Source organism: Mageeibacillus indolicus UPII9-5, from assembly GCF_000025225.2.
Classification (GTDB): domain Bacteria; phylum Bacillota; class Clostridia; order Saccharofermentanales; family Fastidiosipilaceae; genus Mageeibacillus; species Mageeibacillus indolicus.
In genome coordinates, this window is the sequence record NC_013895.2 from 595,369 (window position 1) to 612,588 (window position 17,220).

A 17,220-nucleotide genomic window follows, 5' to 3' on the forward strand; every position below is an offset into this window, starting at 1 on the left:
AGGCGAAATTATGAAAATACTATTTGTTTCCGGCTTCCTGGGAGCAGGAAAAACACGTTTTATCATGCGAATGAGCAAGGTCACCGGCCGTAAGTTCGTGATAGTCGAGAATGAATTTGCGGACATAAATATTGATGCGGAAAGATTGCGAGAGAGTGGAACGAACGGCGATGGAGCGAGTCCGTTTCGCAAAATTGTTGAACTCAGTGAAGGCTGTATTTGCTGTTCCCTTAATATTGACTTTAACCATTCTTTATACACTATTGCTAATTCCTTAGACCCGGATTATTTGGTGGTTGAACCGAGTGGAGTAGCCAAAACCGCTAGCATAATCGAGCATGTGCGTACGATTTGCTACGAGAGGATAGGAATTCTGGCACCGGTTACTATAATTGACGGAAAAAATTACGAAATCAGTCGTAGAAATAATCCGGATATTTTTTATAGCCAATTACAGACGGCTGGGACGATAGTGGTCAGCAAGTCTGAAACGTGGACCGAGGACGATTATCGCCGCTTAAGTGAAGAACTGCATATACCGTCAGATGCTGAGTTTTTGCATAAGCATTATGATAAATGGTCAAAAGATGAGTTTGAAGAGTTGCTGCGCAGGGAATATGCCGATCTTAAAAATGACATTTTGCCGAATAAATTGAAAAAAAGGTTTGTGCTGACAGCCAAGAATAAAGGACCGGATTTGGAAACGATCAGCTTCAAACGCTGCACCTTACGGAATCCTATGGAGCTACAGTCTTTTTTACAAATTTTGACCAGTGGGGTTTTGGGGCGGGTGGTCCGCGCTAAGGGTTTTTTCCCTACGGCTAACGGTGAAAACTTGAATTTCGATTTGGTAGAAGGGCTATACGCGATAACCGGTATGCCTTTGGGTAAGGAAACCAGCATTGTCGTGATTGGTTCTAATCTTAATCGGGAAACGATAGCATATTTGGTGCAAAATTAAACGACAGTGCGTATGACGCTTTGATACGGTGGTAAGTTCTACGTGTAGTAAGTTTTAAGTTGAAAGTTGCAATCGTTGTGAAGGGTAACGTAAAAAGCCTTGATCACTCAAGGCTTTTTACGTGGTGGGAGAAGGTGGATTCGAACCACCGAAGTCGGTGACAACAGATTTACAGTCTGCCCCCTTTGGCCGCTCGGGAATTCTCCCATATAAAATTGTGTGTGTCAAAAGACAATAATGGTGGGCCTTCAGGGACTCGAACCCGGGACCGACCGGTTATGAGCCGGTTGCTCTAACCAACTGAGCTAAAGGCCCGTGGTCAATTGACAGCTTAGTCATGATACTTGATTTTTACTTTTTTGTCAACAGGAAATTTTAAAATATCCGATTCGTCGTAAAGGAAGTTTAAATGTTATAATTACCGTAAAGACGGGAAAGGAGCTTAGGCCAAGATGAACTTCAAAGATATGCCGTATGTACGGCCGGATATTGAGCAAATAGAAGCTGAATTTACTGACAGATTACACGGGTTTGCAACCGCTTCATTTGTTGATGATCAACTTGAACATTGGCAGGAACTTAATGTTATCCGAAATAATTGGCAAACTCAGGCGACGCTTTGCCACATCCGGTCTTCAATGGACACGACTGATCCGTTCTACCAAACGGAGTTGAATTATTTCGATGAACAATCACCGCGTTTTGCGGCATTAGTGGCCAAGTTTTACCGCGCTTTGCTCGACAGCAAATTCCGAAGTGAACTTAATGCCAAGGTCGGGGATTTGATTTTTAAAATTGCCGAACAGTATTTAACTGCTTTCAATCCAAGTATTATGGATCTTCTGGTGCAGGAAAATAAGCTTAACACGGAATACGATTTGCTGCGCTCTTCCGCCAAGCTAGATTTGGACGGGAAAAAATATACATTAGCTGGGCTGCTGCCGTTTACGACCGATCCCGAGCGAGATTTGCGACACCGGGCGGTCAAGCTTTATAACAAATTTTTTGCCGACAATTTAAACGAGTTCAATATAATTTTCGACAAAATGGTTAAAGTACGTACGGAAATAGCTCGTAAATTGGGCTATAAGGATTATGTCGCTTTGGGCTATGCGCGTATGGGTCGACTTGATTACGGCGAGGCAGAAGTTGCGGCTTATCGCAAAGCTATAATTAAATATATTGTTCCGCTGGCTACCGAATTGCGGCAGCGGCAGGCCACACGCTTGGGCCTTGAGAAGCTGACATTCTACGATGAAGGTTTATCATTTCCCACTGGAAATCCTAAGCCGCTTGGTAACGAAGAAGAGTTAGTGGAAAAAGCGCGTGCCATGTATAATCAGTTGTCCCCGGAAACAGGGGAGTTCTTTAATTTCATGATCTCAAACGGTTTGATGGATTTGCCGCTCCGTCCAGGAAAGCACGGCGGCGGATATTGTGCATACATTCCTTTGTATAAGTCGCCGTTCATTTTGGCCAATTTTAATGGCACGGCTGATGACATAGATGTACTGACGCATGAAGTCGGCCATGCTTTCCAAGTGTATCGCAGTCGCAACACAATCCTGCCGGAATATATCTGGCCTAGCATGGATGCGGCTGAAATACATTCGATGAGTATGGAATATCTAACGTGGAATTATATGAAACCGTTTTTTGGTGCGGCTACCGATCGTTACAATTTCGAACATTTGGCCACAGCCGTTTTGTTCATTCCTTACGGGGCATTGGTTGACCATTTCCAACATGAAGTATACCGTCATCCTGAGTTTACTCCGGCTGAACGTATGAAAACTTGGCGTAAGTTGGAAAAAATATATTTACCGCATCGTGACTATGCGGATATCAAAATACTTAAAGACGGTGGCTATTGGTTCCGTCAAAGCCATATTTTTACCTTGCCATTCTATTATATTGATTACACTTTAGCACAAAACTGTTCCTTGCAATTTTGGCACAAAGGGCTAACGAATATGAAAGCGGCGTGGCAAGATTACATGCGTTTATGTGACTTGGGCGGCAGCAAAAGCTTTGCACAGCTGGTGAATGCTGCTGGACTTGAAAATCCGTTCCGGGCAACGACTTTGTCCGAAATTGCCGCACATGCAAAAAAATATTTTGAAAATTTTAAGGAAGAAATTTAAGTGAAAGCTAAAACTTGGTCTGATTTACGTGATAGATATCCACGGTTCATATATGAAAGCTACGAGCTGGCAAGTGGAGACGATGGCCTGACGATAACGTTTAAGTTCAGCGTGCCGGGCCTCGCTGAATTTACGCCGCGCTGTGTTATTCCGGTCGCGCCTGAGCGAATTAAGAATAAAGATGCTCAAATGTTGCATCGTTTGGCATTTTTATTGGGAATGGTTGAACTGATCAGTTACTGGAAGATCGCTTGCCCACCGGAAGTCGTGGTACAAGCCGGCAAACTGAATGAAGCTGAGGTGGAATTTTGGCGCAAGCTCTATTTTGGCGGCTTGGGAGAGTTTTTTTATCGTAATAACTGTCCGGCGGATTATGACAACTTTATGTATTTGCATTCCGTTGAAGTGCGGGAAAATTTGCCGTTTTTTTGGACATTATCCACGTATGAAGCGATGAATAAATTGGAAGAAAAAAATGTACGAGAGGTGCTGGTTCCGGTAGGTGGCGGTAAGGATTCAGCTGTAAGCCTCGCTTTCCTCAAAGCGGCAGGCTATCGTTGTCATGCTTTGGCTATTAATGCGAATGCAGCGGTTTTGGGGACGATCGAAGTCGCCGGTTTAACGGAAAAAACGCTTATAAGCCGGCAGCTGGATGAAAAAATGTTGAGGTTAAATGAGGAAGGTTTCCTAAATGGTCATACGCCCTTTTCGGCAATAGTGGCCTTTGAATCTTTGCTGGCAGCTTATTTGTATGATATCCGGGATATTGCCTTGTCCAATGAACGCTCAGCCAATGAAGCAAGTATAATCGGTACGAAAATCAATCACCAATATTCTAAATCAGGTGAGTTTGAGCGTGAATTTCAGGGTTATATCGAGCAACAGATCGGATTACCTCAGCGTTATTTCAGTTTACTGCGCCCTTTGAGTGAGATCGCTATCGCCAAGCATTTTGCTGCTCTGGCGGAATTCCATCCTGTTTTCCATTCGTGCAACCGCGGCAGCAAAAAAGGCGTTTGGTGCGGAAAATGCGCGAAATGCCTTTTTGTGGCGATTGTTTTGGCTCCGTTCATAGGTGCTGCCCGTGTCGCTGAACTTTGGGGGACGGATATTCTGAATGATGAAGAGTTGTTGCCGGAATTGGACGAATTGCTCGGGAACACCGGCTGCAAGCCGTTTGAATGTGTGGGTACGATTGATGAAGTTAAGCTTGCTTTGAAATTGCTGGCCGAACAGGGTGATAAATCTTTGGCGGTACGTCATTTCTTGGGCCGGACTAATTGGGCGTGTGACCACAGCGTGTATGCGTCGTCGTCCTACAATAATTTGCTGTATACTTATATCCATGATCCGGAATTACCGGTAGAATATATGAAAGTTTTGCCGGTGACATACCAAATTGACCGGGGAACGGCGAATAAAAAAATAAAAACGATAGTCTGGGAAAATCAGCCGGGTGAAGTAACCGGCACAGCCGCAAACGTAAGTCCGGTTGCTAATCGCAAGTCAGTTGCCGCAGGAATTGATTTTCGGGCTCCAGGGCATCTTGTTTTGGGATTCGGACGTGAGGGAAGGGCAATGCTTGACTTCTTTATCCGTGTCTGTCCGCCTGATTTTGCCGGCAGAATAGGTATAGCTAACCTGACTCCGCTCAGTGAAGCAGATATGAAGTATTTGCAAAATCTACCATTTAAGGTGGAAGTTTATGTCGGCAAAGACTATTTGTCCGCTTTGGCTAAATATGACATTTGCTATAAAAGCCCCGGTATAAGCTTCAAAGAACTCACCGACAGTTGCCTGCCGACAGCTAAATTGCCAGATTACCCGAATTGTAGGATTACCTGCCAGGCTGATCTTTTCATCCGCGCATTCGCAGCCAAAATAATTGGGGTCACAGGCACAAAGGGCAAATCTACCACGACTTCACTAATTCACAGTATGTTGTGCCGCCGCGGTCGGGCTTGGTTGCTGGGTAATATCGGACGCGCACCGTTTACGGCAATAGATGAAATTGCTTCAGCAGATGATATTGCGCTTGAGCTTTCATGTCATCAACTGCAATATACGAGTCATAGTCCGCATATTGCGGTGTTGACCAATATTTATCCGGAACATTTGGATCATTATCGTGATTATGAAGAGTATATCCAGGCGAAGTTTAATATTCTGCGCTACCAAAAGGTGTCGGACTGGTCGATATTAAACGGCGAACAAATTGATGAAATGCATAAATATTTGCCGCAGTTGCCGGCGAAAGTTATTTTGGTTTTACCAAATGATGTAGGTGCAGCTTCAAACGGTGAAGAACTGAACCGGGAATTAAGCGCAAGGATCGACGCCTACCGAAAAAAGTGTCCTGGTTGGAATATTACAGCTTTGGCATTTTACGACAAACCGGCGAAAACGGCCGTGCGATATATGTTCCTGCCGTCGCCCGAAGCGGGATTGAATAAATTCACTGTAAATTTGACCGGAATCATTCAGGCTTTGTCCGGACCGGCTCATGCCTGTGATTTAGCCATGGCGATAACGGCTGTATTGATTACCGGATTGGCAGTTACCGAAATAAAAAAAGGAATAAGCGACTTTGCCGGTTTGCCGCATCGTTGTGAAGCGGTGAAGTGCTCGAGCAAAATAAAATTTTTCAATGATTCTATTTCTACTATACCGGAAACTTGCCTTTTGGCGATGCAGACTTTGGAAAAAGTTGACGCATTGATTATCGGTGGATTGGATCGCGGCATTGATTATTCCGGCTTGGAAAAAAGCATTTTGAACTCCAAGCTTAAGCTGTTGCTTTGCTTGCCAGATACCGGCTGGCAAATCGCCGATCGACTGCTTGCTGAGGCCGCGTCATTGGGGATTAAATTGCCGAAGATGGTAAAGGTGAAAACAGTACCGGAAGCGGTGCGGCTGGCGGCTACTGAGTTGCAGGCGGGGGATGTGTGTTTGTTTTCTCCGGCCGCAGCGAGTTATAACACCTTCAAAGACTTCGCTGAACGCGGCGATGTATTCAAACAGGCGGTGCGGCTGAACGCCGACTCAGCCAATGTGAAATAAAAGATAACTATTGCCTAATCATCAAATTTTAGTTAATATAACTGATATAAATTTTTAGGAAATGGTGAATGTTATGACAAATGAATTACTTCTTATTTTCTCATTGGTTTTTATTTATGGGGGAGTTTTGGTCGCCTATAAATTATTTGGCCGAGTTGGACTTTTTTGTTTTACCGCCATCGCGGCTATTCTTGCCAATGTTGAAGTTGCGATGTTGATTGAAGGTTTCGGTATGGTACAAACTTTGGGCAACGTCCTGTTTGCGTCTAGCTTCTTGGTGACGGATATTTTAAGCGAAAATTATGGCAAAAAAGATGCTCAAGTGGCCGTTAACATCGGAATTTTCACGTCCGTTATCTTTATTGTTTTAGCGCAATCCTGGTTGCTCTATCATCCAATTCCTGATCATGCGCCTAGTGCTGCTTTCCCATTGGTCTTCGGTAATACGCCGCGTATTTTGGGTGCCAGCTTCTTTGTTTATGCTGTTTCTCAGCGGTTTGACGTTTTTCTTTATCACAAATGGTGGGACATAAGCAGCAAATGGAAAAATGACCGCCGTCCGTATTTGTGGCTGCGCAACAACGGCTCAACTTTGTTTTCTCAGTTGCTCAACACGGTTATGTTCAATGTTTTGGCATTTGCCGGTACCGAGTCATGGGGGACTGTTCTCAGCATTATAATTTCCTGCTATGTCATCTTTATCTTTACTAGCTTGTTAGATACGCCTGTTGTTTACATTGCGCGCCGCATAAAGCCGCGTATGGATGCTCCGGTCAAGCAAGAGAAGTAATCTGTCAGCTGTCCGGCCGAGGTGCAATGCTCGAAGGCTAAGCTGTGACAAGAAGTTGTTACAAGAAGTTGCGGCAATTGGCCGGATAATTTCTCTGATAATTAGATTTATTTATGCTATAATGACGGGGTATAAAGTCTAAATCGTGGAGGTTTTTTGCATATAATGGAGCAAAAGCCATTCATATATGATGCAACGACTGCTGATTTGACAGCCTTTTGCCGAGCCAATGATGTCCCACTTTACCGTGTAAAACAGGTGGAGGCATGGTTGGCTCGCGGCATTAACAGCCCCGATGACCTTACTGACATATCTAAGAGCTTACGCGAGAAACTGGCATCCGAGTTTAACTTTGCCGGACTTGTTGCTGAACGGAATATTAAATCTCAGTTGGATGCAACCGAAAAGTTTGTTTTTCGCTTAGCCGATGGACAGTGCGTGGAGAGCGTTTTCATGCAATATAGGACTGGCAATTCTGTCTGTTTGTCTACCCAGGCCGGCTGCCGTATGGGTTGCACATTTTGTGCTTCTACCGGTATTGGCTTTGGACGAAATCTTACCGCCGGCGAATTGACTGCTCAAGTGGCTTTGATAGGTCGCCATCGTGCTGAGCGCATAAGTCATGTCGTTCTGATGGGGATCGGTGAGCCTTTAGAGAATTATGAGGAAGTAGTAAAATTCATTCGGACCGTCAATAATCCGCAAGGATTAAATATAAGCATGCGCCACATTACCTTGAGCACATGCGGTTTGGTTGATGAAATCAAAAAATTGGCTCACGAGAATTTGCCGATAAATTTAGCGATATCTCTGCACGCCCCGAATGATGTGTTGCGATCTCAGCTTATGCCGATTGCCAAGCGTTACCCGTTGGCACAATTGATCCCTGCGGCCTCGTATTACGCTAAACAAACCGGCAGGAGAATAACTTTCGAATATGCCCTTTTCGCCGATGTCAATGATCGATTACAGGAAGCTGCGGAGCTGTCCAAGCTTTTGCACGGCCTCCTGTGCCATGTAAACCTTATTCCGGCCAACGAATTTCCTGGCAGTCTTTATCACCGCAGCTCCAAAACTTCCACTAAAAATTTCTTAGATTATCTGACCGCGCACGGCATTACAGCGACGGTCCGGCGCGAGCTGGGCAGTGATATTGCGGCTGCTTGCGGCCAATTGCGGCGTCGGCGAGGTGGCGGAGAATGAGTGTGCTTTTTGCTGGCAAATCCGATTGCGGCTTGATACGTAAAAATAATGAAGATTCTTTCGTGATTATTCCCGATTTAGCAGGCGGATCAGGAGTTGTTTTGGCTGACGGAATGGGCGGACACAACAAAGGTGAGCTAGCTTCATCGGTTGCCGCTACGTATGCGGCAGGCAGCTTACGCAAAGAAATCAATTCGCATTTATCGCCGCGAGAAATGGGGGAGATTTTGGCAGAAATTGCCGAACGTGCCAACGTCAAAGTTTATCTCGAATCCCTTCTTTCACCTCAGAATACAGGAATGGGAACAACTTTGACGATAGGTCTGGTAATGGACGATCTGCTGATTATCAGCCATGTGGGCGACTGTCGCGTTTATCGCAAACATAAGAGTAAGTTACAAGTTTTAACCACTGATCATACGCTGACCAATGCGCTGTTGCGTCGCGGTGAAATCACGCAGGAACAGGCTTTGCACCATTCCGGGAGGCATATTATTACTAGGGCTTTAGGGGTTGCCGAATATATTTCAGCTGATGTTTATGTGTATAAACTCAGTTTAGGTGACCGATTGATGTTCTGTACGGATGGGCTGTATGGCTATGCTACAGATCAGGAAATATATGAAATACTATCTAATTCAACGGATCCGACGAGCTGCGCCCAAAACCTTATCGACCAAGCCAATCAAAACGGCGGCGGCGACAATGTTACTGTGGTGGTAGGCTTTATTTAATAACGGGGGAAGTTAAAGTGGAAAAAAATCAAAATGACAACTTAATCGGTATGGAGTTGGCGCAGAGATTTAAAATTATTCGCTTAATTGGGCAGGGCGGCATGGCTAATGTCTATTTAGCAACTGATATGCAAAATCAAGCTCGTGTAGCCGTAAAAATATTGAAACCTGAGTTGTTGGACGATGAAGAATTGGTGCATCGTTTTGATATTGAAGCAAAAGCTGCATCAAGCTTGAGCCACCCTAATATTGTTAAAGTTTACGGCGTCGGCGAGGAGAATGAGATCCGCTATATGGTCATGCAATATGTTGAGGGCATGACATTAAAAGAAATGATCGACCGATACGGTAAGTTGGATTGGCGGGTAGCAGTGCCGATCTGCCTTCAAGTGGTGGCGGCTCTGCAAAATGCTCATGCCCACGGTATCGTACATCGTGATATTAAACCGCATAATATAATGATTACCCGCGATCATCGTGCTTTAGTCACCGACTTCGGGATAGCTCGTGCATCGACGGCAAATACGATAACTTTATCTGGCGGCAGCGCAATGGGTTCGGTGCATTATTTCTCTCCGGAGCAGGCGCGCGGTGGCATTGTCGGCGCAAAAAGTGATTTGTATTCCTTAGGCATAATGATGTACGAAATGGTTACCGGCCAGCTGCCGTTCGACGGCGACACCAATGTGGCGGTTGCTATAATGCATCTGCAGAATGAGGCTGTTCCGCCGATCAAGTTAAATCCGTCTTTGCCGCTTGGTTTGAGCAACATTATTATGAAATGTATGCGTAAATTGCCCACCGAACGCTATGAGTCAGCGGAAGAACTGGGGCAGGAACTGGCAAGATTTCAACAAAATCCCGGCGGAACCTACGGCATAGTTCATCCGGATCCCAAACAGGCGGAAAAGACCACCGTTATGCCCAGCAGCTACACCAATGGCAACGCTTTTAACAAGGTGCGCAATTTGGAGAGGTCAATATATGAACGCCGCAAAAAAAGAAGGCGAGAGTCCATTATAGTCGCAATGGTTTCTTTGTTGTGCATAACTTTAATTATCGCCTTTTTCGTCTACGCTTTGAGCGGCTTAGCAAATAATTTAAAAACGGGTTCGTCGGAGGAACGGGGCACCCCGCTAGGCAATTATGTCAATCGGCGTTTTGACGAGGTAAGTGATGAGCTTAATCGGTTAAAAGTGCCTTATTCCACGAAGCAGGAATATTCTGATACCAAGCCGGAAGGGGTTATCATTGCACAGAATCTGCCGGAAGGCAAATTGATTAAGCAGATAACTTTGAATACGTTACAACTGACTGTAAGCAAGGGAACCAGTGAGTTCGCGTTGGAAGACTATGCCGGCCGAAGCGTTATTGAAGTCGAGAACTATCTGCGCGGCGAGAGAAAGTTGAACGTTCAAATCGAATCGATAGCGGATGATAAAGTTCCGCAGGACCATATAATTAAAACTGATCCTGGCCCGAATGCTAAAGTAAAACCGGGTTATACGGTGAAACTTTACGTAAGTAGCGGACAAAAACTGATTACCGTCCCTAAACTCAGTGGCTTAAAGTTAAAGGACGCGGAGGCTCTCTTAGAAAAAGAAGGGCTGAGTTTGGGCGATATCAAGGGTTATGACGAAAGTGATGATGCAGATGACTACGTCGTAGTCGGGCAGGATCCGGCACCGTCCGTAGATGTTGCTAAGGGTACTCCGGTAACGTTGGAAGCAGCTAAGGCTCGTGCCCGCGAGACTGAATCGGACGATTCCCACAGCGGCGGGAGCTCGAATGATTTTTTCAATCGCATTCCGGAGCCGTAACGTAGTATGGTGAAAGTATCTGGCACGGTAGTAAAAGCGGTTGGCGGTTTGTACACGGTTGCTGAAGGGCCGCAAACTGGTTGCCGACAAGAAGACTGCCGGCAAGAAGACCGACCGAAGGAGGTTCAGGACGCTGAACCCAGGCTTTACATGGCTAAACCGCGGGGAATATTCCGCAAAAACAAATTGCGCCTGCTCCCTGGAGATCGGGTCAGCTTGGTTGAGTCGGGCGATCCGGATTGCCCGTATAGCATTTATGCAGTTGAGGCCAGAAAGAATATTATGATTCGTCCACCGCTGGTTAATCTGGACAGTATAATTATTGTTGTTGCCTTGACTGACCCGGCACCTGACTGGTACTTCGTTGATAAGATGCTGATTATAGCAGCCTTAAATGGGCTCAAAGCAATAATATATTTTAGTAAAAGCGATTTGTTTTATCGTTTGCCAGTTGCCGACAGAGAAGCGACGCAGCGTGAAATAGAGGCTTATCAAGCGGCAGGCTTCACCTGCGTTATTTCAGCAACCGAAGATAAGGTAGCTGATGAAAGTGCTTACGAAAATGGAAGGGCAGGCGGTTACGAAAGCTCTTGCCGTGACAAGCTGTTTCCCTTTATCGCGGGACGCATGGTTGCGTTATCAGGTCAATCTGGAGTAGGCAAGTCTACATTAATTAATAAGCTTTTGGATGCAGAAAAAATGTCTACCGGAAAAGTCAGCAGCAAGCTTGGCAGAGGTCGTCATACAACTCGGCACGTGGAATTTTTCCCATGCCTTAACGGTTATATAGCTGATACGCCGGGCTTTTCTTCTTTGGATTTAGCTGAAATCGGGGTGGAAGAAAACCAAATTTTGCCGGCCTATCCAGAACTGCATTCAAACGAAATTTGCCGGTTTGCCGGTTGTCGACATTTAAACGAACCGGGGTGCGAGGTGCTGAGATTGGTGACTGAGACACCGATGTTAAAGGCACGTTATGACAGATATAGTTTTTTTCGCCGCCTTTTGCTCAGCCACAAGACTGCTTATGGCAAAGATCGTTTACGGCCCAGACTATAGGGGGCAGGCAGTTTCCTGGATTATTTGGATTATTTGAATTGTGCGAGTTATATGAATTATGTGAATTGTGTGGTACATACGGAATATTTTGCAAAAATAAAGGAAGGGGAATGAAGCTATATGCTACCGAGTTTTAATATTACCCGAGGACAGGCTCAGTTCTGCCCGTCAATACTTTCGGCTGACTTCGCCAAGCTAGGAACGGTAATTCAGCAGCTGGACGGAGTTGCTCATTGGATCCATGTAGATATAATGGACGGCCATTTTGTGCCTAATTTAACGTTTGGCGTACCGATAGTAAAAGCGATTCGAGCCTACAGCCAGCTGCCATTTGATTGCCATTTGATGGTTACTGATCCTATGGACTATATAGAAGGCTTGTCAGCTGCGGGGGCCGACGGCATGACTGTACATTTAGAAGCTTGCCCCCATTTACATCGTGTCGTGCAGGCAATAAAATCAGCCGGAATGTCAGCTGGAGTAGCTCTAAATCCAGCTACCCCGGTGAGTCTATTGACGGATATTTTGCCCGATTTAGATTTGGTTCTTCTTATGTCGGTTAATCCTGGCTTTGGAGGCCAAAAGTTCATCCCTCAGGTAATGCGCAAGATAAAAAATTTGCGTAGTATGATCGACAGGGAAGGTTTGAACGTGCACATTGAAGTTGACGGCGGTATAGGTCTTGCCAATATTGACGCAGTGTACAGGGCTGGAGCTGATGCAATGGTTGCCGGCAGCGCGGTTTTTGGAGCTTTGGATCCGACCGAGGTCTTGCGCGAATTTGCCGCCCTTTGTCCATTGAAAAGTTTTGCAGTCGATTGCCAAGCGGCTTCCGGTAAATAGCACAATGGCCAAATATTTGATTTTCTTGAGCGGCAACTTTTTTTTCAGCCGGGCAATGCAGTTCATGCTAAAGGAGAGGAATTTAAGTTCTGCAACCATATATGCTGCTGATGGTGGTGCCGTCCACGCTTTGACCATGGGCTTGCTGCCTGAAAGTGTCTTCGGGGATTTCGACTCATTGTCGCCGGCCTTGCAGAATACCTTGACGCAAAAGCATATACCATGTTTACGTTTTCCGCGAGCAAAAGATCTTACCGACGGCGAAATCGCGGTACAGGCGGTCAAGTGGCAGCCGAACGATGAAGCTTGGTTAATCGGGGCTTTGAGCGAAAATCGGCCGGATCATCAACAAGGCAATATGGCATTGGCGACAAGACTCGCTAGCTTGGGCGTTAAAGTAATTTTAACTGACGGAAAAACCTTTATTTTTCGTCTCTCCGGCAAAAGTGAAATGAGGCTAGATTGGAGTCGCGATTTGCTTGGCAAGCCTGACATCGTTTCGTTATTGTCACCGGATTTTGCTGAAAATGTTACAAGTAGTGGGTTGGCATACCCGTTGTGTGGTGTTACGATAAAGAGCACAGATGTATTTGCACTAAGTAATTGTCCGTGCCATACTGCGCAGAGCTTTCACGTGCAGGTGGCTTCGGGTCGTTTAGACGTATATGTATTATATACGGACGGCTTGGAAACAACAGTTATTCCTAATGAATAGGTTGTGCATTACTTTTGATGAAATTTAATGGATGAAAATATTGATATGAAAAATAATAAAATTGGCTTGAATTTCAAAAAAACGATTCTCACTGTTGTAGCGGCAGGATTGATGTTGACCAACGTTTTTAACGCCTTTCCGGTTGCAGCGCAAAACACTACTGACCAAGGTAAAAATCAGCCTCTTCCTACGGTTGCAGGTCGTGATATGACCGAAGATATTAAGCGTAACAAAAAAGCATTGGCCGTAAAACGGCAGGAATTGTCCGAACTAAAAAATCGCAGCCAAAAGCTTAAAGACGAATTGGCTAAATTGCAGTCGGACAAGGATGGAGCAATGGCTGAAAAAGAAAGAATTGCCAATCAGTTGGAATATGCTCAGGAAACCTTGAAACAAAGGCTGCAGGAGCAAGAAAAAGCACATCAGACTTTAGTCAATAAACAGGATGAGTATGAAAAGCGCTTGGCGGCAATGTTCTATTATCGTCAACGCAGCTGGTTGGAAATATTGCTTGATTCACACGGCTTGTCTGGATTTTTCAGTAATATTCGCATGATTTCGGCAATCGCAACCACTGATGCTAATATGATTACCGAGCTGAAACACACGGAGGAAGTTGCCGCTGAAGCAGGAAAATTAGCCGAAAAGACGGCGCAAGAGTATGTCGGTTTCCTCAAAGACAAAGAAGCAGAATTGGAAAACTTACAGCAGGGAATAGTTGATGCGACCGGCAAAAACCATGAACTCAGTGCTGTTTTACAACAGAGAGGTACGGAAGAACAGGATCTTGCGCGTACCTTGGCTGAGCAGGAAGCCGCTCAGGCCACGTACGTTGCCAACAGCAAGGCTTTGGCCGCCAAGATTGCCAAATTGGAGGAACAGAAAGCGCAGGCGGCAAAAAAGGCGCAACAGGCTCGCCAAAATAATAATCAAATTGGTAATCAAATTGGTAATCAAAGTTCGCCTCAAAACGGTAATGACGGCAGTTTCATTATCGGCGGTAACAACACACCTGCACTCAGCGCAACCGCCAACAGCCTTGCCGGAGGTTCACTTCCTGGCTATCATGGTAAGCCGGTCTGGCCTTTGCCGAATTTTACCGAAATATCATCACCTTACGGTTGGCGCAACATGTCATTTGACGCAGGCAACGGCTATCTTCATACCGGTACGGACATATCAGGCCCGAATGCAGGCGGAGCTCCCGTCGTAGCAGCGTGGACAGGCGTTGTGGTTACGGCAAACGCTCCGTATCAAGGCAGTATGTATGCACCTCAGGCAAATTATGTTCAGATAAATCATGGTAATGGACTCGGCAGCGGATATTGGCATCTTTTGGATGTGACGGTAAGTGTAGGTCAAGTGGTGCAAGCTGGTGAAGTTATCGGCCATTGTGGCAGCACCGGTATGTCGACTGGTCCGCATTTGCATTTTGAAGTCTATGATGCCAATAATCCACGACGTCAACTCCGCAATACAGTTGATCCAATGGAATATCTAAGATGATAAGGTGTTATTTCCGTCATCTACGAGTGCGGTGACAGACGAAGAGTATGGCGGTGAAATAATAAAACAGACTGGCGGTTAATACTTAAGTTCACAGAGGAGGGAAATATGAGGTATTCAATTGAAGGAGGCAGCTTACCGGTTGTTATAATTAATTTGAATCCAGGTGAGAGATTAATAAGTGAAGCCGGAGGCAGACGTTGGATGCGAGGGGACATACGCACGGAAACCGAGTCACATGGAGGAATAGGCGGTATGTTTGGTCGTATGCTATCAGGTGAAAGCCTTTTTTTGAGCAGTTACACGGCGTTCAGTGAAAGTGAAATTGCTTTTGCCTCATCTTTTCCGGGCAAAATAATTGCTCGTGAACTAAGAAATGGAGAAAGCATCGTGTGCCAGAAATCGGCTTTTCTCTGCGCGACAGACCAAGTAAGTCTGAGAGTGTTTTTTCAGAAAAATATCGGTTCCGGCTATTTTGGCGGTGAGGGGTTCATTATGCAGAAAATCACTGGACCTGGTATGGTTTTCCTTGAACTTGATGGGTATATAAAGGAATACGATTTGGCTCCTAATGAAAGCATTGTATGCGATACCGGCGCAGTTGCTATGATAGATGAAACTTGCCAGATTGATGTTAGGGTGGTTTCAGGGCTTAAAAATATCGTGTTCGGAGGCGAGGGTCTGTTCGATACGGTCGTCACCGGCCCCGGTAAAGTCGCTTTACAATCTGCTTCCATTACCGATTTTTCAAAACTTATCTCTAGCTGCATAAAAACTAAATAGTGGCTATAGGTAGCTTCGGCCTTGAAGCCTATCGTAAAGTTTAAATTCTCAATTTGTAAAATTCGGCGTGGCCGGTCTATCCGGTTGCGCCGTTTTTTTTTCTATTCGAGCCCCAAAAAATTCTTTCTTCTTAAAATGTATTTCTTTTGATCGATGTCATATTTGAAGGCAATAAATTGTGCATTATGACGAAAATAAAGGCTGTTTATTGCTATCAAATAAGCAATATGCTATAGTAAATGCATCAGCTGATAATACTACAAATAATATCAGTAACATTATTAGTCTTAAGATAGTTTAAAAAATTCAGTGTTAGATAAATTAATCAATGAGTTGGAAGGGGGAAGGCTTAAATATCTATTTTAAAATTAGAAAAAGTTGTTTAGAGGATGAGACATTAATGTGTCAACGTTTAGGGTAACCTTAGGAGGAAGTTATGAAATTAGGAAAACAAATTATTGCCGCCACATTGGCAACCGCTATAGTTCTTTCAGTCACTGCATGTAATAAAGGGGAAGATGGTAAAGAACAAGCCCAAACACAAGGGTCTGAGTCTATCAAAATTGCTGTGGTTGGACCGCTAACTGGAGATAATGCGGAATATGGACTTGGATTTGTTCAAGCTGCAGAAATGAAGGCAGAAGAATTCAACAAGTCTGGTGGAGTTTTAGGCAAAAAAATAGTAATTGAAAAGTTTGATGACAAGAACTCACCTGAAGAAGGCGTATCGGTGGCTAACAAAATTGTTAGTGCCAAGGATATAAAGGCAGTTATAGGTCATTTTGCAAGTGGAGTTTGTATGGCTGCGGCTCCTCTTTACAATGAAAATAAGATTTTAGAAATTTCTCCTTCTGCATCGCATCCTGATTATTCAAGCATTGGGGAATATATCATCAGGAATAACACGATAATCAATAAGGAAGCTGCGGCAAGTATAGATATTGCTGTGGATAAATTTAATAAGAAAAGAGTAGGTATTATTTCTATAAAAACTGACTGGGGTGTAAGTACGGCTGCAATCGTTAAGCAATTGATAGAAAAAAGAAAAGACGGCTCCAAAGTTGTGGCTCATGAAGAAGTTATTGAGGGATCAGATGATTATCGACCAGCAATAACTAAGCTTAAGGAAGCCGGAACTGAAGTGGTAATAGCTGTAGGTATGTACAATTTATTAGCACCGGTTGCTAAACAATACAAGGAAGTCGATCCCGATATAAAGTTGGTTGGTTTTTCAAACGCATATTCTCAATATTTGTTGGAATTAGGAGGAAAAAGTGTAGAAGGGGTGGCTTTCCCGGTGATTTTCTTCTCTAAATCAAACGAAGAAAATATAAAAACTTTTGTACATGATTTTAAAGAGAAATATGGTAATGAACCAAGTGCCTTAACCGCACAAGCATATGATTCAGTCGGAGTTTATTTGCAGGCGGTTGCTAAGGTAGGTTCTCAAGATCCTGAAAAAGTGAAAAATGCCGTTTTGGAGCTGGAGTATGAAGGCGTTACAGGTCACACTAAGTTTGACAAAAACGGTGATGTTGAAAAAGCATTCACTTATGTAGTGATTGAAAATGGCCAATTCGGTCTACTTAAATAAAGGAGACG

General features: G+C 44.6%; 13 protein-coding genes and 2 tRNA genes. 13 read left to right on the forward strand and 2 right to left on the reverse strand.

From position 1 onward, the window contains the following. Positions 1 to 10: 10 nt before the first annotated feature. A complete protein-coding gene (locus HMPREF0868_RS02710; protein ID WP_012993165.1) occupies positions 11 to 961 on the forward strand; it encodes a CobW family GTP-binding protein in 951 nt (316 codons plus the stop codon). Positions 962 to 1,083: 122 nt separating this feature from the next. Here the strand turns inward: HMPREF0868_RS02710 and HMPREF0868_RS02715 are convergent. Both HMPREF0868_RS02715 and HMPREF0868_RS02720 read right to left on the reverse strand, forming a co-directional pair. Beyond that, positions 1,084 to 1,168 (reverse strand) — tRNA-Tyr (locus HMPREF0868_RS02715). A 31-nt stretch (positions 1,169 to 1,199) separates the two neighbouring features. Further along, positions 1,200 to 1,276 (reverse strand) — tRNA-Ile (locus HMPREF0868_RS02720). Positions 1,277 to 1,413: 137 nt separating this feature from the next. Between HMPREF0868_RS02720 and HMPREF0868_RS02725 the strand changes: the two genes are divergently transcribed. The 12 genes from HMPREF0868_RS02725 (at position 1,414) to HMPREF0868_RS02780 (ending at position 17,212) form a co-directional block, all read left to right on the forward strand. Then, complete coding sequence (locus HMPREF0868_RS02725) at positions 1,414 to 3,105, forward strand: M3 family oligoendopeptidase (RefSeq protein WP_012993166.1); 1,692 nt, start codon at positions 1,414 to 1,416, stop codon at positions 3,103 to 3,105. Continuing rightward, the gene (murD, locus tag HMPREF0868_RS07850) at positions 3,106 to 6,165 is read left to right on the forward strand and encodes a UDP-N-acetylmuramoyl-L-alanine--D-glutamate ligase (protein ID WP_012993167.1); all 3,060 of its coding nucleotides are present in this window, start codon (positions 3,106 to 3,108) and stop codon (positions 6,163 to 6,165) included. 73 nt (positions 6,166 to 6,238) lie between these two features. Beyond that, positions 6,239 to 6,955, forward strand: coding sequence for a queuosine precursor transporter (locus HMPREF0868_RS02735; protein ID WP_012993168.1), 717 nt, complete (start codon positions 6,239 to 6,241; stop codon positions 6,953 to 6,955). A gap of 165 nt (positions 6,956 to 7,120) precedes the next feature. Beyond that, complete coding sequence (rlmN, locus tag HMPREF0868_RS02740; RefSeq protein ID WP_012993169.1) at positions 7,121 to 8,158, forward strand: dual-specificity RNA methyltransferase RlmN; 1,038 nt, start codon at positions 7,121 to 7,123, stop codon at positions 8,156 to 8,158. Further along, complete coding sequence (locus tag HMPREF0868_RS02745; protein ID WP_041705662.1) at positions 8,155 to 8,892, forward strand: Stp1/IreP family PP2C-type Ser/Thr phosphatase; 738 nt, start codon at positions 8,155 to 8,157, stop codon at positions 8,890 to 8,892. Before rlmN ends, HMPREF0868_RS02745 begins: the two co-directional genes overlap by 4 nt. A 17-nt stretch (positions 8,893 to 8,909) precedes the next feature. After that, positions 8,910 to 10,712: a Stk1 family PASTA domain-containing Ser/Thr kinase gene (pknB, locus tag HMPREF0868_RS02750; RefSeq protein WP_012993171.1), complete on the forward strand. Its 1,803-nt coding sequence runs from the start codon at positions 8,910 to 8,912 to the stop codon at positions 10,710 to 10,712. A gap of 6 nt (positions 10,713 to 10,718) precedes the next feature. Beyond that, positions 10,719 to 11,771: a ribosome small subunit-dependent GTPase A gene (gene rsgA, locus HMPREF0868_RS02755; protein WP_012993172.1), complete on the forward strand. Its 1,053-nt coding sequence runs from the start codon at positions 10,719 to 10,721 to the stop codon at positions 11,769 to 11,771. Between the two features lie 120 nt (positions 11,772 to 11,891). Further along, the gene (gene rpe / locus HMPREF0868_RS02760) at positions 11,892 to 12,614 is read left to right on the forward strand and encodes a ribulose-phosphate 3-epimerase (RefSeq protein WP_012993173.1); all 723 of its coding nucleotides are present in this window, start codon (positions 11,892 to 11,894) and stop codon (positions 12,612 to 12,614) included. A 4-nt stretch (positions 12,615 to 12,618) separates the two neighbouring features. After that, a complete protein-coding gene (locus HMPREF0868_RS07855; protein ID WP_049778996.1) occupies positions 12,619 to 13,329 on the forward strand; it encodes a thiamine diphosphokinase in 711 nt (236 codons plus the stop codon). Positions 13,330 to 13,374: 45 nt separating this feature from the next. Beyond that, positions 13,375 to 14,835, forward strand: a complete 1,461-nt coding sequence (locus HMPREF0868_RS02770; protein ID WP_157667966.1) for a murein hydrolase activator EnvC family protein — start codon at positions 13,375 to 13,377, stop codon at positions 14,833 to 14,835. A 108-nt stretch (positions 14,836 to 14,943) separates the two neighbouring features. Then, a complete protein-coding gene (locus tag HMPREF0868_RS02775) occupies positions 14,944 to 15,618 on the forward strand; it encodes a TIGR00266 family protein (protein WP_012993176.1) in 675 nt (224 codons plus the stop codon). Between the two features lie 436 nt (positions 15,619 to 16,054). After that, the gene (locus tag HMPREF0868_RS02780) at positions 16,055 to 17,212 is read left to right on the forward strand and encodes an ABC transporter substrate-binding protein (RefSeq protein WP_012993177.1); all 1,158 of its coding nucleotides are present in this window, start codon (positions 16,055 to 16,057) and stop codon (positions 17,210 to 17,212) included. Positions 17,213 to 17,220 lie beyond the last annotated feature (8 nt).

Coding starts and splice junctions, on each gene's coding strand:
- rsgA (WP_012993172.1), top strand. CDS start 10,719: ATGGTGAAAGTATCTGGCACGGTAGTAAAAGCGGTTGGCGGTTTGTAC.
- HMPREF0868_RS07855 (WP_049778996.1), top strand. CDS start 12,619: ATGGCCAAATATTTGATTTTCTTGAGCGGCAACTTTTTTTTCAGCCGG.
- HMPREF0868_RS02770 (WP_157667966.1), top strand. CDS start 13,375: ATGAAAAATAATAAAATTGGCTTGAATTTCAAAAAAACGATTCTCACT.
- rpe (WP_012993173.1), top strand. CDS start 11,892: ATGCTACCGAGTTTTAATATTACCCGAGGACAGGCTCAGTTCTGCCCG.
- HMPREF0868_RS02780 (WP_012993177.1), top strand. CDS start 16,055: ATGAAATTAGGAAAACAAATTATTGCCGCCACATTGGCAACCGCTATA.
- HMPREF0868_RS02710 (WP_012993165.1), top strand. CDS start 11: ATGAAAATACTATTTGTTTCCGGCTTCCTGGGAGCAGGAAAAACACGT.
- rlmN (WP_012993169.1), top strand. CDS start 7,121: ATGGAGCAAAAGCCATTCATATATGATGCAACGACTGCTGATTTGACA.
- HMPREF0868_RS02735 (WP_012993168.1), top strand. CDS start 6,239: ATGACAAATGAATTACTTCTTATTTTCTCATTGGTTTTTATTTATGGG.
- HMPREF0868_RS02775 (WP_012993176.1), top strand. CDS start 14,944: ATGAGGTATTCAATTGAAGGAGGCAGCTTACCGGTTGTTATAATTAAT.
- HMPREF0868_RS02725 (WP_012993166.1), top strand. CDS start 1,414: ATGAACTTCAAAGATATGCCGTATGTACGGCCGGATATTGAGCAAATA.
- HMPREF0868_RS02745 (WP_041705662.1), top strand. CDS start 8,155: ATGAGTGTGCTTTTTGCTGGCAAATCCGATTGCGGCTTGATACGTAAA.